The sequence below is a fragment of the Pseudomonas sp. UF-293 genome, from assembly GCF_058245595.1.
In genome coordinates this window covers 1-20,729 of record NZ_JBSICA010000052.1, presented here as the reverse complement: position 1 = coordinate 20,729, position 20,729 = coordinate 1, and the positions used below count along the sequence as shown (strand labels likewise).

Below are 20,729 nucleotides of genomic sequence, written 5' to 3'. Positions count from 1 at the left end.
AGCGGTGTGTCAGTTAGTGTGGATGTGGCTGACCTGACGCCTTCGCGAGCAGGCTCGCTCCCACATGGAAATCCGGGCTTACCGGGCTTTGTGATCCGGCACATAAACCTGTGGGAGCGGGCAAGCCAGCTCCCACAGGGATTCGGGGTGGAATGAACATTGTTGGTCACCACAAAACCTGTGGGAGCGGGCTTGCTCGCGAAAGCGGTGTGTCAGTAAATGTGGATGTGGCTGACCTGACGCCTTCGCGAGCAGGCTCGCTCCCACATGGAAATCCGGGGCTGACCGGGCTTTGTGATCCGGCACATAAACCTGTGGGAGCTGGCTTGCCAGCGATTGCGGTGGGTCAGTCAAAGAAGTGGTGGATGTGCCGACCAAATCGCTGGCAAGCCAGCTCCCACAGGGATTCGGGGTGGAATGAACATTGTTGGTCACCACAAAACCTGTGGGAGCGAGCCTGCTCGCGAAAGCGGTGTGTCAGTTAGTGTGGATGTGGCTGACCTGACGCCTTCGCGAGCAGGCTCGCTCCCACATGGAAATCCGGGGCTGACCGGGCTTCGTGATCCGGCACATAAATCTGTGGAAGCTGGCTTGCTCGCGAAAGCGGTGTGTCAGTTAGTGTGAATGTGGCTGACCTGACGCCTTCGCGAGCAGGCTCGCTCCCACATGGAAATCCGGGCTGACCGGGCTTTGTGATCCGGCACATAAACCTGTGGGAGCTGGCTTGCTCGCGAAAGCGGTAAATCAGTCGAAGATGATGTGGCTGAAACGGCCCCTTCGTGAGCAACCCCCTCCCACAGTTCTGCTCTTGTCATTCGTCTCCGGGCGCCAGCAACAGATTCGGTGCCAGACGCTGATAACCGTCCTGGGCCAGACGCATGTCCAGCAGCAAACTGCCGAGGTCCGCTGACAACGCCTCGGCTTCGGCGTCGTTCTCCAGATACAGCAATTTCAGGTAGCTGTTGCAGCTCGGGCAGACTTCGGCGCGCAGCGGTGCCTGTTCGGCGCTGTGCCGGTCGTCTTCCTCGCTGAGATATTCAAGGCCCTTGCTCTGCTCGCAATACACGCACTTGACCCGCACCACATGCCATTCGCAGGCACACAGCGAACAGACCAGATAACGCAAACCGTTGTGCTTGCCGCGATGGCGAATCACCCCGGCCATGGCCGGCGAACCACAGGCCGGGCATTGGCTGAGGCTGTCTCCAGGCTTGAGTTGCAGATTTGGCACACTGAGCAGCCAGTGGCTCCATGCGGTTTGCAGCGCCGCGCCGAGAAACGGCACCAGTGCCGCCGGCACCAGCGAATATTGCCCACTGACCAGCGCCACTGCCCATGCGCGCAACTGGCCGGCACCAGTCCCGCGCAAAGTGTCCAGCGCATCGATCACCGCAGGCTGGTCCGCTGGCGCATAGCGCTGCAGCAAAGCGTCCAACCACGGCTGCCAGGCGTCCTCACGCACCAAAGTGTCCGCTGCGAACGGCGGCAGACCGTGCTGCTGACAGGCTTCGAAACGCTGCGCATCAAACGGCGCGGTCAGCGGCGGATCATCGAAAACCTGCTGCTGCGCCCGACACAACCCGGCCATCAGAAGCAGATAATCTGCCAACCCATTGCCCTCGGCCAGACGCTCAAGGCGCTCGGCACGCAGGGCAAACAGGTTACGCGGTGGCAGGTACAGAAACGGCGGCGAACTGGCCGCCGCCTCGATTTCCCCAGGTTCAAGAATGCTTGGCAAAAGTCAGCCCTTTTTCGTCAGCGGTCGCTCAGGCCGGTCCCGAGGCTGTTCGTCGCGGGTCACCTCGCGGTACCACAGTTCATGGTGTTTTCTGGCCCATGGCCGGCTGACCCAGCCATGCAGCATGGCGTCGACCGAACCCTTGATCCACAAACCGGCGTAGATGTGCACGATGATGCTCAGCACCAGCACGAACCCGGCCAGCGCATGCAACAGCATGGCCCAGCGGATCACGCTGATGCCGAAATACGCGCTGAACCACGCGCGCCAGATCACCAGCCCGGTGAACAGCAAACCGAGCATGCACAGCAGTAAAGTCCAGAACAGCAGCTTTTGCCCAGCGTTGTACTTGCCCACCGGCGGCACGCTTTCTTCGTCGTTGACCATCACCCGGTTGATCCGCCGCAGCCACTGGCGGTCATTGGCGATGAAGAAGTTGCTGCGCCAGAAGCTGAACACCAGACCGAGGAACAGCACGAACATGGCGATGCCCATGTACGGGTGCAGGATCCGCGTCCAGGTGCCGCCGCCGAACAGGTTACTGAGCCAGAACAGCGACGGATGAAACAACGCCAGCCCGGACAACCCGGCCATGAAAAACAGGATCGCCACCAGCCAGTGATTGGTGCGCTGGTTGGCGCTGTAACGCAGGATCGTCTTGTTGCTCATGGCCGCTCCTCCCCGCGTGGATCGAAGGTGTGCACCGCCGGGTCGACCACATGCACCGAGGTGTCGGGCGCTGGTGGGAGTTCATCCTCCTCGACACGATTCGGGCCGATGCGCACGTAGTGGAAAAACCCGGCCAGCACCGCCGCGCCCATCGCCAGCAGGCCGAGGGGTTTGCTGATGCCTTTCCACAAACCCACCAGCGGACTGATCGCCGGATGGTCCGGCAAACCGGCGTAGATTTTCGGCGTGTCGGCATGGTGCAGCACGTACATCACGTGGGTGCCGCCAACGCCTGCCGGGTCGTACAGACCGGCGTTTTCAAAGCCACGGCTTTTCAGGTCGACGATGCGTTCGGCGGCGTGCTCTTTCATGTCTTCCTTGGTGCCAAAGACGATGGCGCCGGTCGGGCAGGTTTTCACGCAGGCCGGCTCCAGCCCCACCGCCACGCGGTCGGAACACAGCGTGCATTTGTAGGCCTTGTGATCCTTCTGCGAAATGCGCGGAATGTTGAACGGGCAACCGGTGATGCAATAGCCACAACCGATGCAGTGGTCCTGATCGAAATCGACGATGCCGTTGGCATGCTGAATGATCGCGCCGGGGCTCGGGCACGCGGCCAGACAACCGGGCTCGGCGCAGTGCATGCAGCCGTCCTTGCGGATCAGCCACTCAAGGTTGCCGGCGTCGGTTTCGTGCTCGGTGAAGCGCATCAGCGTCCATGAATCCGCCGTCAGGTCCTGCGGATTGTCGTAGGTGCCGTGGTTGTGGCCGACCTCGTCGCGCAGCTCGTTCCATTCCGAGCAGGCGACTTGGCAGGCCTTGCAGCCGATGCATTTGGTGGTGTCGATCAGCTTGGCGACGCCTTGCTGAGTCCTCACCGACGGCGGCACGGTGGTAGTGGCCGAGCGGGCAATGATGTCTTGGCTGGCCATTTACAGTTTCTCCACGTTGACCAGGAATGACTTGGATTCCGGGGTCTGAGTGTTGCCATCGCCGAGGAACGGCACCAGGGTGTTGGTCAGGTAACCGTGACGCGTCAGGCCAGTGAAACCCCAGTGCAGCGGGATGCCGATCTGATGCACGACCTGGCCGTTGACCTGCAGCGGCCGGATCCGTTTGGTCACCACCGCCACCGCTTCGATAAAGCCGCGCTTGCAGCTGACCCGCACCCGATCACCGGCAGCAATGCCCTTCTCGTTCGCCAGCACCTCGCCGATTTCAACGAACTGCTCAGGCTGGGCAATCGCGTTCAACTTGCAATGCTTGCTCCAGAAGTGGAAATGCTCGGTAAGCCGATAACTGGTGCCGGCGTACGGGAAGTCCTTGGCTTCGCCGAGGGTTTCCCAGACCGAATCGAAGATCCGCGCCGCCGGGTTGCTGGTGGCCTTCTTGTTCTGCGGGTGCAGCGGGTTGATGCCGATCGGCGTTTCGAACGGCTCGTAGTGCTCGGGGAATGGCCCTTCGTTCATCTTGTCGACGGCGAAGAACCGCGCCACGCCTTCAGGGTTCATGATGAACGGATTCATCCCGGCTTCCGGCGGCACGTCGGCCTTGTAATCCGGCACGTCGGTACCGGTCCAGGTCTTGCCGTTCCACCACACCAGACGCTTTTTCGGATCCCACGGTTTGCCCGCCGGGTCCGCCGAGGCGCGGTTGTAGAGAATCCGCCGATTCGCCGGCCAGGCCCACGCCCAGCCCTGATGTTGATGCATGCCGAACGGGTCGGCATTGTCGCGACGGGCCATCTGGTTGCCGGCCTCGGTCCAGCTGCCGGCGAAAATCCAGCAACCGGACGCGGTGCTGCCGTCATCCTTGAGCAAACCGAAGCCGGCCAGTTGCGTACCGGCCTTGACCGTGACGCCGCTGGCATCGGTGAAATCGCTGACAGCGGTGCCGTTGATTTCCCGCGCCAGTTCTTCCGGCGAAGGCTCGTCGGGGATCTTGTACGGCCACGACAGTTTCAGCAGCGGATCGGCAAATTTGCCGCCTTCGCTCTGATAACGCTGGCGCAGGCGCAGGAACAGTTCGCTCATGATGCGAATGTCGGTCTGCGCTTCACCGGGGCCATCGGCGCCTTTCCAGTGCCATTGCAGCCAGCGGCTGCTGTTGACCAGCGAGCCGTCTTCCTCGGCAAAGCAAGTGGTCGGCAGGCGAATGACTTCGGTCTGGATTTCGGCGGTTTTCACGTCGTTGTACGGCCCGACGTTTTGCCAGAACTCCGAGGTTTCCGTGGCCAGCGGGTCCATCACCACCAGCCACTTGAGCTTGGCCAATGCGCCCATCACACGGTTCTTGTCCGGTAACGCGGCGATCGGATTGAAGCCTTGGCAGAAGTAGCCGTTGACCTTGCCTTGGCTCATCAGATCGAACATTTTCAGCACGTCGTAGTTGGGGATGTCGAGTTTCGGCAAATGGTCAAACAGCCAGTTGTTCTCGGCGGTGGCGTTGGCGCCGTACCAGGATTTCATCAGGCTGACGTGGAATTTGCTGTAGTTCTGCCAGTACGAGAGCTGCCCCGGTCTGAGCGGAACCTGCGTGCGTTTGAAGATGAACTGGCCGTAATCCTGCTCGCTGTCGCTGGGCAGCGTGAGGTAGCCGGGCAAGGCATTGGAAAGCAGGCCGAGGTCGGTCAGGCCCTGAATGTTCGAGTGCCCGCGCAGCGCATTGACGCCGCCGCCGGGCATGCCGACGTTGCCCAACAGCAGTTGCACCATCGCCGCGCTGCGGATGATCTGCGCGCCGATCGAGTGCTGCGTCCAGCCGAGGGCATAGAGAATCGTCATGGTCTTGCCCGGTGTCGAGCAGGTGGCGATCTCTTCCCAGATTTTCTGCATGGCGTCGACCGGCATGCCGCAGATCTGACTGGCCAGGTCAATATTGTAGCGGCTGTAATGCTGCTTCATCAGCTGATAGACGCAGCGCGGGTCTTGCAGGGTCGGGTCGACGCGGACGAAACCGTCCTCGGCGAACTCGTAGCCCCAGCCGGACTTATCGGTATAGCTGCGTTTTTCCGCGTCATAACCACTGAACAAGCCGTCTTCGAAGCCATAGCCGGCTTTGACGATGAACGACACGTCGGTGTAATTGCGCACGTATTCGTGCTGGATCTTGTCCTCGGTCAGCAGGTAATTGATCAAACCGCCCATGAAGGCGATGTCGGTACCAGTGCGGATCGGCGCGTAATAGTCGGCCACCGACGCGGTCCGGGTAAAACGCGGATCAACCACGATCAGCCGCGCGGCGTTGTGCGCCTTGGCCTCGGTCACCCATTTGAAGCCGCACGGATGCGCTTCTGCTGCGTTGCCACCCATCACCAGGATCAGATTCGCGTTGGCTATATCGGTCCAGGTGTTGGTCATGGCACCACGGCCGTACGTCGGGGCAAGACTTGCCACCGTCGGGCCGTGTCAGACACGCGCCTGGTTATCGAACCCCAGCAGGCCGAGGCTGCGAATCACCTTCTGGGTGATGTAGCCGGCTTCGTTGGATGCCGCCGATGCCGCGAGGAAACCGGTGGTCAGCCAGCGATTCACCGTTTGCCCGTTGGCATTTTTCTCGATGAAGTTGGCGTCGCGGTCGGCTTTCATGAGGTCGGCGATGCGATCGAGGGCTTCGTCCCAGCCGATGCGCGTCCATTCATTGCTGCCGGGCTTGCGCACTTGCGGGTACTGCAAGCGGCCGGGGCTGTGAATGAAGTCGAGCAGGCCGGCGCCTTTCGGGCACAAAGTGCCGCGATTGACCGGATGATCGGCGTCGCCTTCGATGTGAATGATGTTCTGCGCCACGTTCTTGCCGGCATCGCCCTGGCTGTACATGATCAAACCGCAACCTACCGAGCAATACGGGCAGGTGTTGCGGGTTTCACGGGTGTGGGCGAGCTTGAAGTGACGCACCTGCTCGGCGAAGGCCGCCGTCGGGGCCATGCCCAACGCGCCCAGGCTTGAGCCTGCAAGGCCGATACCGGCGACCTTGAAGAACTGACGACGGCTGAGATCCATCGTGCACTCCTGATCAGGTGGAACCCGGTACTTGCGCCGGGCTTTATCTGGACAATCACGGTTGCGACGCCTTGGCGCCGACTTTTTCACTGTAGACAAAGACCTTGCCGATTGTGTGAAAACCGACCGTCGGGTGTCTGGCCCGGATTTCCAGCCAGTGCACACCCCCCTGTGGGAGCGAGCCTGCTCGCGAAAGCGGTGGGTCATTGAACTCAATGCTGCCTGACCCGACGTACTCGCGAGCAGGCTCGCTCCCACACAGATGGCGTTGCGCATAGAATGTCCGGCAGAACCAACTCCGCCTTGACGAGACCGCGCATGACTTTCGATTTTGATCAGCTGTTCGACCGCCACCACACTGGCAGCACCAAGTGGAGCCGCTACCCGGCCGATGTGTTGCCGATGTGGGTCGCTGATATGGATTTCGCTGCGCCACCGGTCATCGTCGAAGCCTTGCAACAGCGCCTGCTGCACCCGCTGCTCGGTTACAGCGTGGCCCAGGACAATCTGCGGCAAGCCATCGTCGCCGACCTGTGGAACAAGTACGCGTGGCAGGTCAAACCGCAGGAGCTGATCTTCCTGCCGGGCGTGGAATCGGGCTTCAACATGGCCCTCAAGGCTTTGGTCCAGGCGCAGCAGAATGTCGTCGTGCAGGTGCCGAACTACCCGCCGCTGCGCCATGCGCCGGGGCATTGGGGGCTGAACAAGGTTGAGCTGGAATTCAACGCCCAGGCCGATGGCACCTACGCCACGCCATTGGACGCACTGCGCGAGTCGCTCAAAGGCGGCGGCGCCCTGCTGTTGAGCAACCCGCACAACCCGATCGGCAAGGTCTTTGATCGCGAGGAGTTACAGGCCGTGGCGGACATTTGCGCAACGCAGGACGCGTGGATCATCTCCGACGAGATTCACGCCGAACTGTGCTTCGACGGCCGCGTGCACATTCCCACCGCATCGCTGAGCCCCGAGATTTCCAAACGCACGATCACCCTGATGTCGGCGAGCAAGGCGTACAACATCGCCGGTCTCAAGACCTCGTTCATGATCATTCAGGACGCCGCCCTGCGCGAACGCGTCAATCACGCCCGCTGCGGCATGGTCGACAGCGTCAACCCTCTGGGCATGGAAGCCACCCGCGTCGCCTACAGCGAAGCCGCGCCGTGGCTCGCCGAACTGAAAACCTACCTGCAGGCCAACCGCGACTGGCTGGTAGACGCGGTGCGCACGCGCCTGCCAGGCGTGAGCATCAATGTGCCGCAGGGCACCTATCTGGCATGGCTCGATTGCACCGCGCTCGACCTGCCGGATCCGCAGCGATTCTTCCTCGAACAGGGCAAGGTCGGGCTCAGTGCCGGGCTGGATTTTAGCGACCAGCATCAACAGTTCGTGCGCTTGAATTTCGGCTGCCCGAGGGCGTTGCTGGAAGATGGGATTGCGCGGATGGAGCGGGCGCTGGCAAACCGCAATCTCTGATCCTGCCCCGAGATTCCCTTGTGTAAATGATCCCTGTGGGAGCGAGCCTGCTCGCGAAAGCGCAGTGTCAGTCGACACATTTATCGTCTGACACACCGCTTTCGCGAGCAGGCTCGCTCCCACATTGGTTTTGCATAGCCAACCACAATCCAGCGCAAATCCGATCGAACTCCAGGCAAAGCCACCGGGTCAACCCGGAACACTGGCCTTGAAATCAGGAGACCCTGCGATGACTGACTATCCAAAACCACCCTTCCCGAAACAAGCCCAAGCGGTGCCCGGCTCGCAGCGCAAAATGGAGCCGTACCCGGACTGCGGCGAGCAAAGTTACGTCGGTTCTGGCCGCCTGGCCGGCAAGATTGCGCTGATCACCGGCGCTGACAGCGGCATCGGTCGCGCAGTGGCGATTGCCTTCGCCCGTGAAGGCGCCGACGTCGCCGTGGCGTACTTGAATGAACACGAAGACGCTAAAGAAACCGCACGCTGGGTCGAACAGGCCGGGCGTCAGTGCATCCTGCTGCCGGGCGATATCGCCGAGAAGGCTCAGTGTCAGGCGCTGGTCGACAAGACCGTCGAGCGTTTTGGCCGCATCGACATTCTGGTCAACAACGCCGCGTTCCAGATGACCCACGAAAACTTCGAAGAAATCCCCGATGACGAATGGGTGATGACGTTCGATGTGAACATCACCGCCATGTTCAGGATCTGCCAGGCGGCGATCAAGCACATGGGGCCCGGTTCATCGATCATCAACACCAGTTCGGTCAACTCGGACATGCCCAAACCGACCTTGCTGGCCTACGCCACCACCAAAGGTGCGATTGCCAACTTCACCGGTGGTCTGGCGCAGATGCTCGGGCCCAAGGAAATTCGCGTCAACAGCGTCGCACCCGGCCCGATCTGGACGCCGCTGATCGTCTCGACCATGCCCGACGAAGAAGTGCAGAACTTCGGCGGCAGCACCCCGCTCGGCCGTCCCGGCCAACCGGTGGAAGTCGCACCGATTTACGTGCTGCTGGCCTCCGACGAAGCCAGCTACATCACCGGCCAGCGCTACGGCGTGACCGGCGGCAAACCGATGCTGTAACCGTGCAGCAGAAAAACTGAACCCGAGCGGCATGGCATCCCTCCATACCTGTAAGCGCCTACGGGCCAACAGGAACAGGAGGTTGTCATGTCCGCCCCCCTCGTCAGACTCTTCACCCAACCCAATTTCGCCTGGACCGATATCCGCCGCGAAGAAGAAACCCATCCCCGCCACTACCTCGCCCATCTACTGCTGCTCGCGCTGATTCCGGCCGTGTGCCTGTTCATCGGTACCACCCAGGTCGGCTGGAGCCTCGCCGTGGGTGAAAACGTGCGCCTGAGCACGGCCAGCGCCTTGCAACTGAGCGTATTGCTGTACGTGACGATTGTCGCCGGTGTGGCGATTATCGGCGGGTTTATCAGATGGATGTCACGATCGTTCGATGCGCGCCCAACGCTCAATCAATGCATCGGGTTTGCCGCCTACACGGTGACGCCGTTTTTCCTCGCCGGGATTGCCGGGCTGTACCCGAGCCGCTGGCTGGCGATTCTGGTGCTCGGCGCGGCGTCGATCTATTCGACGTTTTTACTGTTTGTCGGCCTGCCGACCTTCATGCACGAGCGCAAGGAGCAAGGCTTGCTGTATTCGGCGTGCGTGTGGGGCGTTGGCCTGTTGGTGCTGGTGACCATGCTGGTGTCGATGATCCTGCTGTGGTTCAACGTGCTCATCCCCGAGTACCTGCGCACGACCGTGAGCTGACCCGGTGCGCCTGTCCTTGAAAACTCGCTGCTGTGAGCGGTCATGAGTTTCGGCGTATGGGTCGCGGTGCTCGGCGCCGTGCTGCTGACGCTGGCCCTGACCTCGTCTTGGTTGCGCTGGATGCCGGTCACCACCTCGGCGGTGTGCCTGCTGCTGGGCATCGCCATCGGCCCCAGCGGCCTCGACCTGCTGCAATTGCCGCTGGAAGAATCGTCGTTGTGGATGGAGCACCTGACGGAAGTCGCGGTGCTCTTTTCACTGTTCGTCTGCGGTTTGAAGCTGCGTCTGCCGCTGGGCAACAAAACCTGGCGCATCGCTTTTGGTCTGGCCGGGCCGGTGATGATTCTGAGCATCATCGGCGTATGTCTGCTGCTGCACTGGGGCCTGCAATTGGCGTGGGGGCCTTCGCTGCTGATCGGTGCGATGTTGGCGCCGACCGATCCGGTGCTTGCGGCGCTGGTGCAGGTCAATGATGCGCAGGACATCGACAGCGTGCGTTTCGGCCTCTCCGGTGAAGCCGGGCTCAACGATGGCGTGGCCTTCCCTTTCGTGATTCTTGGTCTGCTGTTGCTGCACGGTGACGGCAGCGCGGGCGAGTGGCAGCACTGGGTGATCCGCAGTCTGTTGTGGGCGGTGCCGGCGGGTTTGCTTACCGGTTACTGGATGGGTCGCGGCATCGGCCGCATCGCCTTGTCGCTGCGCATTCACAATGACGACAGCACCCTCGGCCCCAACGATTATCTGACCCTCGCCCTGATTGCGCTTTCCTACGTGGTGGCCGATGCCATTGGCGGCTATGGCTTCCTCGCGGTGTTTGCCGCCGGCCTCGGCCTGCGTCAGGAGGAGGTGAAATCCACCGGCATTACCCAAGTGCCTGCCGAGCATCTGGTGCAACCGGTGGTCGGCCATCAGAACGTTGAACCGCAGAACGCCGTGCATGGCGATACCGAGCAATTGGAAGACAGCCAGGTTGCAGCGGGCATCATGATGGGCGACATGCTCGCGTTCGGCAGTCTGGTCGAACGGGCGATGGAGGTGTTTCTGGTCACCCTGCTCGGCGTCGTGCTGATTGCCCACTGGGATTGGCGAGCATTGTGGATCGGCGCCGTATTGTTTTGCCTGATCCGGCCACTGAGCGTGGCGCTGATGCCGTGGGGCAATCTGCTCAGCGGGCCGCAGCGTTTGTTGATCGGCTGGTTCGGCATTCGCGGCATCGGCAGCCTGTTCTATCTGTTCTTCGCCCTGAACCACGGCCTGGATTCCGACGTGGCCAAGGTCTGTACGGACCTCACGTTGTCGGTTGTTGCCTTGAGTATTCTGCTGCATGGCATCAGCACGCAGCCGTTGCTGGCGCGTTATGAACGTCTGAAGCAACGAAAAAGCTGATTTTTCGACCGCTGCGCTTCGCTGGAAATCATCGAAGATTTTTCTGCAAAAAAATGGATCGCCGGACGCGACCCAAGGGTCACAACTTTAACCGCGCCAACCATCCCGCGCGGCCCGGCAGGTTCGGTTCCCCTGCGGTGAACAGCCTATTAAACGGAACCCCGACACAAACAAGGTCACGGTCATGAACGAATGCTCGACTCCTGCGCAAATCAAGGCTTGCAGAGCACTGGCTCTGGAACGCAATCGTCAACTGTTCGAAGAAGCCCACGAACTGAACCGAGCGGCCAACGCGCTGCTGGAACAGACGCCGACCGACTTCGAACGCTTCGAGCAATATCGGGCACTGCGCAAGAAAGCCGATGCGAAATTTGAAGATGCGATCGATCATCTGTGTGTGCTGAATGAGGATTTCCCGCCGATTCCGGCGGCGGTGCAGAATGCTGTTACTTTGCGGCGTGAGCTTGAAACCGCGTAATGAGAAGTTACCAGCCCCCTCACTCCAGCCAGTGAGGGGGAAACCCGATCAAAGCTTAAGACATCCGCCACCTGCCGACCGATCTCTTCACGGATTGGTCACCTGAATAAACACCGCATACACCCCCAACATCACCCAAAACGTGGCAAAAATCCAAGGCGTGCGCACCGAGAACAGCAGCGACTTGCGATAGCCCTTGTGGCTCGATTCCATTTCGCTGAACAGCGGTGACTCGTCATACGCCGCGCCCATCACCGGCTCGCTGTGCAGCAACTGGCTCTGTTTGAAGTGCCAGTGATCGATGATGTCGTATGCCGCACGAATCCCCGGCCAGGCATTCAATGAACTGAGCACCCCGAGCAGCGCGAGAAACGGCGGCACGACGAGGGTGAACATCTTGCCCCACTCCGGATTGAGGTTGGCCATGCACGAGGCGAAAGCGATCACCAGGAACGACTGCGCCGCCAGGTAGGCGTCGGTGCGGTTGGCGAGGATGCTGGTTTCGTACTGGATTTCCCGGCGATAGAAATCCAGGCGTTCCTTGGGTGAGCCAAACATCTTGGCGTCGTGTTCGGCCAAGGCTTCTTCAACAGCGCTTGGCTGGGTCAATATGCGAGACAAGAGACGTGCCCTCCAAAAGTGAACAAGACTTTTGGAAAGGCACGCGTCAGCACTAGTTCAGCCGGATCGACCAGCGCGTCATTTCATGGATTGGGCGATGATCTGCACCAGACTCGCTTGAGTGAACGGTTTCGGCAGACGCGGCAGTTGAGCGGCAAAACCCTCGAGGCGTTCGGCATATCCAGTGGCGAGAATGATCGGCAGATCTGGCTTGAGCATGCGCAAGGCATGGGCCAGTTGCGCGCCGCTCATTTTTGGCATGGCCATGTCGGTGATCACCAGATCAATCACTTCGCCCTGATCGAACAGCGCCAGCGCCTGGGCGCCGGAGGTCGCGCCGATAACGCGGTGGCCAAGATCTTCGAGCAGCAGACTGGTGCTGGTCAGCACCAGCGAATCGTCATCGATCACCAGCACACTCAGTCTTGGCACCGCAATCGGCGCGGCGTTGCTGTACGCCGGGCGACTGGCCGTACGCTCAAGCGCCACCGGAATCCACAGCTCGGCCGCCGTACCCTGGCCCTTCTCGCTTTTCAGAATAAAGCGCCCGCCCAACTGCTCGATGAAGCCGTGCACCATCGACAAGCCCAGCCCGGTGCCTTTGCCCAGGCCTTTGGTGGTGAAGAACGGATCACGGGCGCAGGCCAGCGTGGCTTCGTCCATGCCTTCGCCGCTGTCGATCAGGCTCAGGCACACGTAACGCCCCGCCGCGAGGGTCGAATGAGTTTGTTCCAGCACCACTTCGGCTTGCGCCTGAATGATCACCGTGCCGCCGTCGGGCATGGCATCGCGGGCATTGGTGGCGAGATTGAGGATCGCCAGTTCCAGCTGATTGCTATCGGCCAGCACTGGCTGCAGGTCGGCGGGAAAGCGTGTTTCGATACGAATCCCCGGTCCGAGCGAACTGCGCAGCAGCCCGGTGATGCCTTGCACCAGTTGCGGGATATCCACCGATTCGGTCTTCAGTTCCTGGCGCCGGGCGAAGGCCAGCATGCGCTGGGTCAGCGACACACCGCGCAAGGCACCTTGGGTGGCGTTTTCCAGCAGTCGAGCGATTTTCGGCGCGTCGCCGATGCGTTTCTGCACGATCTCGAGGTTGCCGAGAATCACCGTCAACAGGTTGTTGAAGTCATGGGCGATACCGCCGCTGAGTTGGCCGATCGCCTGCATCTTCTGCGCCTGGAACAACGCCTCACGGGTTTTTTCCAGGGCCTGCTGCGCCTCGTGCGCCTCGGTGACATCGCGGGTGATCTTGGCGAAGCCGAGCAACGCGCCGGTGTCGCCGCGAATCGCATCAACCACCACGTGGGCCAGAAAGCGCGTGCCGTCCTTGCGCATCCGCCAGCTGCGGTTCTCAAAGCGGCCTTCGCGGGTGGCAATCTCCAGCGAACGCTGCGGCTCGCCGAGTTCGCGGTCTTCGGGCGTGTAGAAAATCGAAAAATGCTGGCCGATGATCTCTTCCGGCAGGTAACCCTTGATGCGCTGCGCGCCCTGGTTCCAGTTGCTGACGCAGCCTTCGGGGCTGAGCATGTAGATCGCGTAATCGGTGACGCCCTGCACCAGCAGGCGGAACTGCTGTTCGCTTTGCTTGAGGGTTTCCTCGGCCATTTTGCGGTCGGTGAGGTCTCGGGTGATCTTGGCGAAACCGAGCAACTGGCCGTTGGGGTCGATGATCGGGTCGATCACCACGTGCGACCAGAAGTGCGTGCCGTCCTTGCGCACGCGCCAGCCCTCGCCTTCGAAGCGACCTTCACGGATCGCCGTGTCCAGCGCCCGTTGCGGCATGCCGTTGGCGCGGTCTTCAGGGGTATAGAAGCGCGAGAAGTGCTCGCCGATGATCTCGGCTTCTTCATAACCTTTGAAACGTTTGGCGCCGGAGTTCCAACTGGTGATGGTACCGTCGGGGTCGATCATGTAGATCGCATAGTCGACAACCGCGTCGATCAGCAGCCGGAAACGGCTGTCTTCAATCGCTGCGGTTCTATTGTTCTCACTCATCACACTCACCAGCCACTGTCATGGGCTGAAGTATGCGTGAATCCGCTGATTTGGAAAGTACCGGCTCGCTTTTGATCGCCCACCAGCGCGGCAGCAGTTGCTGGATGCGGCTTTCGGCAAAGCGGTCGTCGATGAGCATGACCGTGCCGCGATCCTCACGGGTGCGAATCACCCGCCCGGCGGCTTGTACGACTTTTTGCATGCCCGGGTACAGATAGGTGTAATCGTAGCCGGCGCCAAAAATCGCCGCCATGCGCCGCTTCATCTGCTCGTTGACCGGGTTGAGCTGCGCCAGCCCCAGCGTCGCGATGAACGCACCGATCAGCCGCGCGCCGGGCAAATCGATGCCCTCGCCAAACGCCCCGCCCAACACCGCAAACCCCACACCCTGGCTGTCGGCGCTGAACTGGTCGAGAAACGCCTGCCGCGCGCCCTCGGCCATGCCCCGCGATTGCAGCCACTGAGTGATGTGGGGATGGCGCTCGGCCAATAAGGTCGCGACCTGTTGCAGGTAATCGAAACTGCTGAAGAACGCCAGATAGTTGCCCGGGCGCTCGCTGAACTGGCGGGCGATCAGTTCGACGATAGGCTCCAGCGAGGCCTGGCGATGGTTAAAACGCGTGGAGATCTGGCTGACAATGTGCACCTGCAATTGCTCGGCGCTGAACGGCGATTCGACGTCGATGCACACCGTGTCGGCGGGCGTGCCGAGCAGGTCGGCGTAGTAGTTGCGCGGGCTCAGCGTGGCCGAGAACAGCACACTGCTCCGCGCCGCTGTCAGGCGCGGACCGATGAACGCCGCCGGCACCACGTTGCGCAGGCACAGTTGTGACAGTGGACGCTTGCGGTCGAGGTCGCGTTTGCTGATATCGAACAGGTAATGCTCGTCGTACAGCTCGGCGACCCGGGCAAATTGCAGCAAGTCGAAATAGAAGTTCTGCAGGCCGCTGTCGAGGCCTTGCGGATGCTCGTTGAGGTAATCGCCAATGGCCGCGCAACACAGCGAGATGGCGTGCAGGAGTTTGTCCGGCGCCTTGTCGTAGGCCTGATACGCCGCCAGTTGCGGCGCATGCAGCGCGTTCCATTCGCGGTTGACCCGTTGCAGGGCATTCTTCAGCGCTGCCGGCGCGGTTTTGCGCACGCTGGCGAGGGTGAACTGGTCGAGACTGGCGCTGTACATTTGCCGGCCGCGTTCGACCAGGTTATGCGCCTCGTCGGCCAGCACCGCGACTTTCCACTGATTGAGCTGCGCAAGGCCGAACAGCAGCGCGCTGAAGTCGAAGTAATAGTTGTAGTCGGCAACCACCACATCCGCCCAGCGGGCCATTTCCTGACTGAGGTAGTACGGGCACACGCTGTGCTGCGCGGCGACTGCACGCATCGCCGCCTGATCGAGCAGGTTGATATGGCTGGCAGACTCGCGGGCAGCCGGCAGGCGATCATAAAAACCCTGAGCCAACGGGCAGGATTCGCCGTGGCAGGCCTTGTCCGGGTGTTCGCAGGCCTTGTCGCGGGCGACCATTTCCATCACCCGCAGCGGCAAGTCCGGCGCTTGCGTGAATAACACCTGACTGGCGTCCAGCGCCAGTTTGCGCCCCGGGGTCTTGGCGGTAAGAAAGAACACCTTGTCCAGTTGCTGCGGCGCCAGGGCCTTGAGCATCGGAAACAGCGTGCCGAGGGTCTTGCCAATGCCGGTCGGCGCCTGGGCCATCAGGCAGCGGCCGGTGCTGACGGCTTTGAACACCGACTCGGCCAGATGCCGTTGGCCGGGACGAAAATCCGCGTGCGGGAACGCCAGTTGCTGCGCGGCCAGGTTGCGCGCCTCGCGGTGGGCCATTTCCTGCTCGGCCCATTGCAGGAACAAACCACACTGCTGCGCAAAAAAAACCTGGAGCGCTTCAGCGCTGTGGGATTCGACCAGACAGGTTTCCTTTTCACTGACGACGTCGAAATACACCAACGCCAGATTGATCTGCTGCAGTTGCAGTTTCTGGCACATCAACCAGCCGTAGATTTTCGCCTGCGCCCAGTGCAACTGGCGGTGATTGGCCGGCTGCTTGCTCAGGTCGCCGCGATAGGTTTTGACTTCTTCCAGGCAGTTTTGCGCCGGGTCGTAGCCATCCGCCCTGCCCTTGACCTTCAACTCGCCGAACTCGCCTTGCAGTGCCACTTCGCTCTGGTATTGCTCGCTGCGCCGCGAGGCCACGGTGCGATGGCCGACAATACCTTCCAGCGCTGTCGGCGACGGGGTGAAACGCAGGTCGAGGTCGCCGGTCTTGGCGGTGAACTCGCACAGTGCACGGACGGCGATGCTGTAACTCAAGCGCTCTGCTCCGCCCATTGCACGTAGCACACGGCCACTGGCATCTGGTGCTCGTGGCAGAACTCCAGCCAGCGCAGTTGATTGTCCTGCAAGCGGTCGCCGGGGCCTTTGACTTCGATCATCCGGTAGGTCTTGTGCTGCGGCCAGAATTGGATCAGGTCCGGCATGCCGGCGCGGTTGGCCTTGATGTCGAGCAGCAATCGGTTGAACCAGTGTTTCAGGTGGTCGGCGGGCAGACAGGCCAGCGCCTGCTCCAGCAAGTCTTCATTGAGCGCGCCCCAGAACACGAACGGCGACTGAATGCCCCACTTGTCGACGAAGCGCTGGCGGATCGTCTCGACGTAGCGACCGTCATCGAGTTCGCCCAGGCAGGCCTGGAACAGCTCGGCGCGGCGCTCGAGGAAATCTTCGCTGAGCAGATCGACCGGGCCGCGCTGGAACGGGTGGAAGAACGCACCCGGCAACGGCGCAAAGATCGCCGGCCAGCACAACAGGCCAAACAGTGAATTGATCAGGCTGTTCTCGACGTAATGCACCGGTCCGTCATCGGCATGCAAGTGCGCTTGTACATGAAATTCCACCGACCGCGCCGGATCGGTGCGCGGCAAGTGCAAGTCGAGGCGCTCGATCTCTCTGGCCTTGGCACGCTTGAGCGGCGGGCCACCGAGTTTGCGCCGCAGGCGCGGGACGATGCGCTGCAAGCCTTGCTGCTCGGCCGCGCTCTGCGGCGCCTGTTCGGCCAGCGTGCCAAGCTCCAGCGCCAGCGCGTATTCGCCGCAGCGTTCGAGCACACGGATCATGCGCAAGCGCGCGCCCGGGTAGGCGCAGTCGCGGTAAACACTCAGGGCCAGCGCAAAGTCGCCGATGCGCTCGCCATATTGGCCGATCTGGAACAACGCCTTGGCTTGTCGGCGGTGCAGCCACGGGTTGTCGAATTGCACGGCGTTGATCTGTTCGACGATCTCTTGCAGCGGTTCCCCGGCTTCGAAGCGCAACTGGCACTGGTGCAGGAACAGGCAGGCATCGACGTCTTCGCGACTGCGCAGGCCTCGGGAGTCGGCGCAGAACTCGACTTTTTCATAGGTGAAGATGCCCAGGTCGGCCAGCACGAACTCCGACCAGTCCTGATACAGATTGCCAAAGAACATCAGGCGCAGGCGATCGCACAGGTCCATCAGGGTCAGGCTGAACAGCCGTTCAGCCAGTTGCGGCGCCCAGGCGCGCAGGGTCTGCGCCTCGCTGAACTGCTCGGCCAGCACGGGCAGCCACTCGTCCTTGCGCCCTTTCGGCTGTTCGATAAACACGCCGAAAGCTTGCAAGAGCTCGGCCTTGAGCAGGACATCGAACAGTTCTGCCAGCGTCAGATCCGCGTGTTCATCGAGCCAGCCATGATCGAGCAACGGCCGCGCCGCTTCGGCAATGTCGCCAATTTCCAGGTAATTGAGTTTGCTCGCGCGAAAGTGAATGCCCTTGCGCATGACCATGCGCACCAGCAATCCCTGCGAGGCTTGCGGCAGCGTATTGAAGTCGCGGATGAAACCGTGCTCGCTCGTGCTCATCACATCCGCATAGCGAAGTCCAAGCCAATCAAGCACTTGCCGGAAGTTGTTAAGGTAATAGAACGGATCTTCGAGAGGGTTGGAGGTCACGGGAATTCAAAGCCACGGCAAGCGAACACTGGTTATGCGTACAGATACCAGCTCAGCCCTGCCCGGCGCAAACGGAAAAAGATCAATGGCATTTTTTCGCGCTGCCATCGAACTTTTCCGCCGCTGCTGGCACCAACCGCGTTAGAGGGCCGACAATGCCCGTAATCACATTCAAGCAAGGAGTCAGAGGTGGGTATGAAAATCAAGATGCTGGGCATTCCTGTCGCAGTCGCGGCCCTGTTGGCGCTGGGCGGCTGTTCGACCCAGACCGTGGTGACGCTGCAGAACGGCACCCAGTACCTGACCGAGGACATGCCGAAGACCGAGACCGAAGATGGCTTCTATGAGTTCGAAGACATCTCCGGCGCCAAGGTCAAGGTTCGCGCTGATGAAGTCGCGACCGTGCGCAAGGAAGACTGACTTTGCCTGAATGATCGTTCCCATGCTCCGTGTGGGAACGATCACATCACAGCCTTAGGCACCTCCTGGTAGGGATTTGTGAACGACACAGATCCAGTGTGGGAGCGAGCCTGCTCGCGAAGGGGCCGGCACAGGCCCCGCACCAACATCAGGCGATAACAACCCCGTCGGCGCTCAAGCTCCCAAGCGCCACCCCCACCAACGTCACTGAATCTCCACCAAACGTCAGCACGGTATCCTGTCCGACCGCCGACGCATGAGCACGGTAATCATCCCCCGGCAACACGCCCTGCACGCCAAGAAACACCAGTTTGTCGTTGGCCGTATAGCCAAGCACACGATCCTGGCCGAACGCGCCGTTGAACAGAAACGTATCCGCCCCGCCACCCGATTCCAGCAGATCATTGCCAGCGCCACCGACAAACACGTCATCGCCCGCACCGCCGAGCAAATAATCGTTGCCCTCCAGCCCGAACAGCCAGTCACCGCCGGTATGCGCCTTGAGTGTGTCAGCGCCGGCCGTGCCTCCAATACTTGATTCATAAGCGGTGAGATTACTGCCGACTTTCAAACCGCTGGCAGTGACGCTGTGCAGCACGTCGTCCTTGAACACGCCCCAGAGAAAACCCGGCTCTTTGCTGACGATGCTGCCAATGTCCCGGGTGATGCTGATCCCGCCGCTGGCATCGCGGATGTACAGGTTGCCGGCGCCGTCGTTGGCAAAATCAAAGTTTTTCACCGTCTGCTGCAAGTCGAGGGTGTTGCTGCCCTGCCCGCCCAGAATGACGTTATAGCCGCCGCTGTCACGGAAGCTGTCATTGCCGGCGCGGCCCTCCAGATAGTCATTGCCGCTGCCGCCCTGGATCAGGTCGTTGCCGTCACTGCCGATGATGAAGCTGCTGCCCTTGTGGGGTTCGGCGTTGCGGTTGAGGTCCTGCACCCAGGTATTGGCCCGCGCAGGATCAGACAGGTTGGCGACGATGATCGTCGAGTCGCGGCTGGTCAGGTCGTAGAACTTCGACTCCAGCACACGGCTCATGCCGTCGCCGTAGCCAGTGGGCAGGTGTGAAATCCACGTCGGGATATTCAGGATCGAATACGGCAGCACGTTCCAGGCATTTGAGGCGTAGTGATCGTTGAAGCTGACGATGTTGTCGCTGGTCGAGGTGTGCGGCGCATCGTGCACGCCCACCGAGGCACTGCTGAACGTTGAACCGTCGAGGGCCCGAAACACCGGGTCATTTTCGTAACCGATATTCAGCACTTTGTCGCCGCTGCTCTGGGTCGGTGAGGCATAGGCGATGTAGTTGGAATCGGCAAAGAAGCCGCCCCACTTTCCAGCGCTCAAGTCAGCCATGCTGTTCACCGCCAGGCCGCCCAGGCTATGACCGCTGATCAGCACGTCCTTGCCGCTGAGGCCGTTGGCCCGGGCGAATGCGACGACATCGTCGAGCAGATTGCCGAAAGCTTCGCCGACGTAGTTTTTCGCGTAGTCGGCCGGGCCGAACGCCGCGAGCAGATCGTTGATCACGTCGCCAAGCGAGTCACCGATGAGGATTTCACGCGGGCCGCTGGTGCCGCGAAAGGCGATGCCCAATTCAGTCAGTTGGCCTAGGGGATCGTACTTGCCGAGGATTTCCACCTGCGCGCTGGTGTAGCCGGCCTTCTCGCCGAAGAACGTCCCGCGTGCATCGGTCTTGCCGTCGTAGCCCAATTGCGCGGCGCTGATCGGTGTCCAGCCGGCCTTTTGCACGGCCTCGAGGGCGAGTTTTTCCGAATCGGGATTCCACGGGATACCGGCAATCACTCCTTGCGAATCGGTGCCGCCAATCAGCGCGGTGACCAGCGTCGCCGGCAGGCCGAGGCCAAAGCCGTTGTGCTGGTAACCGGCGGCGAAGCCGTTATCGAGGTTGTGATAGGAATACAGCGTGATCGCCATGGCATCGCTGAACAGCGCTGCGGATTCGGCCGTGCCGAAGTTCTTGTAGTCGTATACACCCATTGCCATTGCCTCTCTTGTTGTTGGAATTGTCAGAGATAGCTCACAGCCAGAGCGCGAGGCTCCGGAGCATTCATTACATCTTGTGATGACCCTCAAATATCATGTGTACGCAGTACCTGTGGGAGCGGGCTTGCTCGCGAAAGCGGAGTGTCATACGGCACCTTCTTGACTGACACACCGCTTTCGCG

15 protein-coding genes are annotated in these 20,729 nt (G+C 61.2%); 6 read left to right on the top strand and 9 right to left on the bottom strand.

Annotated elements, in window-relative coordinates; translation table 11 throughout:
* Positions 1-811: 811 nt before the first annotated feature.
* The 4 genes from fdhE to fdnG are packed head-to-tail and all read right to left on the bottom strand — an operon-like array spanning position 812 to position 6,405.
* Positions 812-1,738, bottom strand: a complete 927-nt coding sequence (fdhE, locus tag AC4IHP_RS27425; protein ID WP_460119349.1) for a formate dehydrogenase accessory protein FdhE — start codon at positions 1,736-1,738, stop codon at positions 812-814.
* 3 nt (positions 1,739-1,741) lie between these two features.
* On the bottom strand, positions 1,742-2,407 hold the full coding sequence (locus AC4IHP_RS27420) for a formate dehydrogenase subunit gamma (RefSeq protein ID WP_460119351.1): 666 nt from the start codon (positions 2,405-2,407) through the stop codon (positions 1,742-1,744).
* Positions 2,404-3,339, bottom strand: a complete 936-nt coding sequence (gene fdxH, locus AC4IHP_RS27415) for a formate dehydrogenase subunit beta (RefSeq protein WP_460119353.1) — start codon at positions 3,337-3,339, stop codon at positions 2,404-2,406. Before fdxH ends, AC4IHP_RS27420 begins: the two co-directional genes overlap by 4 nt.
* A complete protein-coding gene (fdnG, locus tag AC4IHP_RS27410) occupies positions 3,340-6,405 on the bottom strand; it encodes a formate dehydrogenase-N subunit alpha (RefSeq protein ID WP_490833240.1) in 3,066 nt (1,021 codons plus the stop codon).
* Between the two features lie 318 nt (positions 6,406-6,723).
* Between fdnG and AC4IHP_RS27405 the strand changes: the two genes are divergently transcribed.
* The 5 genes from AC4IHP_RS27405 (at position 6,724) to AC4IHP_RS27385 (ending at position 11,528) form a co-directional block, all read left to right on the top strand.
* Entirely contained in the window at positions 6,724-7,878 is a 1,155-nt protein-coding gene (locus AC4IHP_RS27405) for a MalY/PatB family protein (RefSeq protein WP_490833239.1), read from the top strand.
* Between the two features lie 229 nt (positions 7,879-8,107).
* The gene (locus tag AC4IHP_RS27400) at positions 8,108-8,965 is read left to right on the top strand and encodes a glucose 1-dehydrogenase (protein WP_460119359.1); all 858 of its coding nucleotides are present in this window, start codon (positions 8,108-8,110) and stop codon (positions 8,963-8,965) included.
* An 87-nt stretch (positions 8,966-9,052) separates the two neighbouring features.
* Complete coding sequence (locus AC4IHP_RS27395; protein ID WP_016774823.1) at positions 9,053-9,664, top strand: Yip1 family protein; 612 nt, start codon at positions 9,053-9,055, stop codon at positions 9,662-9,664.
* A gap of 42 nt (positions 9,665-9,706) precedes the next feature.
* Positions 9,707-11,050 carry a cation:proton antiporter gene (locus AC4IHP_RS27390; RefSeq protein ID WP_460119362.1) on the top strand — a complete coding sequence of 448 codons (1,344 nt, stop codon included), beginning with the start codon at positions 9,707-9,709 and terminating at the stop codon, positions 11,048-11,050.
* Positions 11,051-11,234: 184 nt separating this feature from the next.
* The gene (locus AC4IHP_RS27385; RefSeq protein WP_460119364.1) at positions 11,235-11,528 is read left to right on the top strand and encodes a hypothetical protein; all 294 of its coding nucleotides are present in this window, start codon (positions 11,235-11,237) and stop codon (positions 11,526-11,528) included.
* A gap of 87 nt (positions 11,529-11,615) precedes the next feature.
* Here the strand turns inward: AC4IHP_RS27385 and AC4IHP_RS27380 are convergent, their stop codons facing one another.
* From AC4IHP_RS27380 to AC4IHP_RS27365, 4 genes are all read right to left on the bottom strand, one after another.
* The gene (locus AC4IHP_RS27380) at positions 11,616-12,149 is read right to left on the bottom strand and encodes a hypothetical protein (RefSeq protein WP_016774826.1); all 534 of its coding nucleotides are present in this window, start codon (positions 12,147-12,149) and stop codon (positions 11,616-11,618) included.
* 78 nt (positions 12,150-12,227) lie between these two features.
* The gene (locus AC4IHP_RS27375) at positions 12,228-14,147 is read right to left on the bottom strand and encodes a hybrid sensor histidine kinase/response regulator (RefSeq protein ID WP_490833238.1); all 1,920 of its coding nucleotides are present in this window, start codon (positions 14,145-14,147) and stop codon (positions 12,228-12,230) included.
* Positions 14,140-16,470, bottom strand: coding sequence for an ATP-dependent DNA helicase (locus AC4IHP_RS27370; RefSeq protein ID WP_490833237.1), 2,331 nt, complete (start codon positions 16,468-16,470; stop codon positions 14,140-14,142). Before AC4IHP_RS27370 ends, AC4IHP_RS27375 begins: the two co-directional genes overlap by 8 nt.
* Positions 16,467-18,119: a VRR-NUC domain-containing protein gene (locus AC4IHP_RS27365; RefSeq protein ID WP_490833236.1), complete on the bottom strand. Its 1,653-nt coding sequence runs from the start codon at positions 18,117-18,119 to the stop codon at positions 16,467-16,469. The genes AC4IHP_RS27370 and AC4IHP_RS27365 overlap by 4 nt, the downstream gene beginning before the upstream one ends.
* A gap of 195 nt (positions 18,120-18,314) precedes the next feature.
* Between AC4IHP_RS27365 and AC4IHP_RS27360 the strand changes: the two genes are divergently transcribed.
* On the top strand, positions 18,315-18,539 hold the full coding sequence (locus tag AC4IHP_RS27360; protein WP_016774830.1) for a YgdI/YgdR family lipoprotein: 225 nt from the start codon (positions 18,315-18,317) through the stop codon (positions 18,537-18,539).
* Positions 18,540-18,687: 148 nt separating this feature from the next.
* Here the strand turns inward: AC4IHP_RS27360 and AC4IHP_RS27355 are convergent, their stop codons facing one another.
* Entirely contained in the window at positions 18,688-20,541 is a 1,854-nt protein-coding gene (locus AC4IHP_RS27355) for a polyurethane esterase (RefSeq protein WP_490833241.1), read from the bottom strand.
* Positions 20,542-20,729 lie beyond the last annotated feature (188 nt).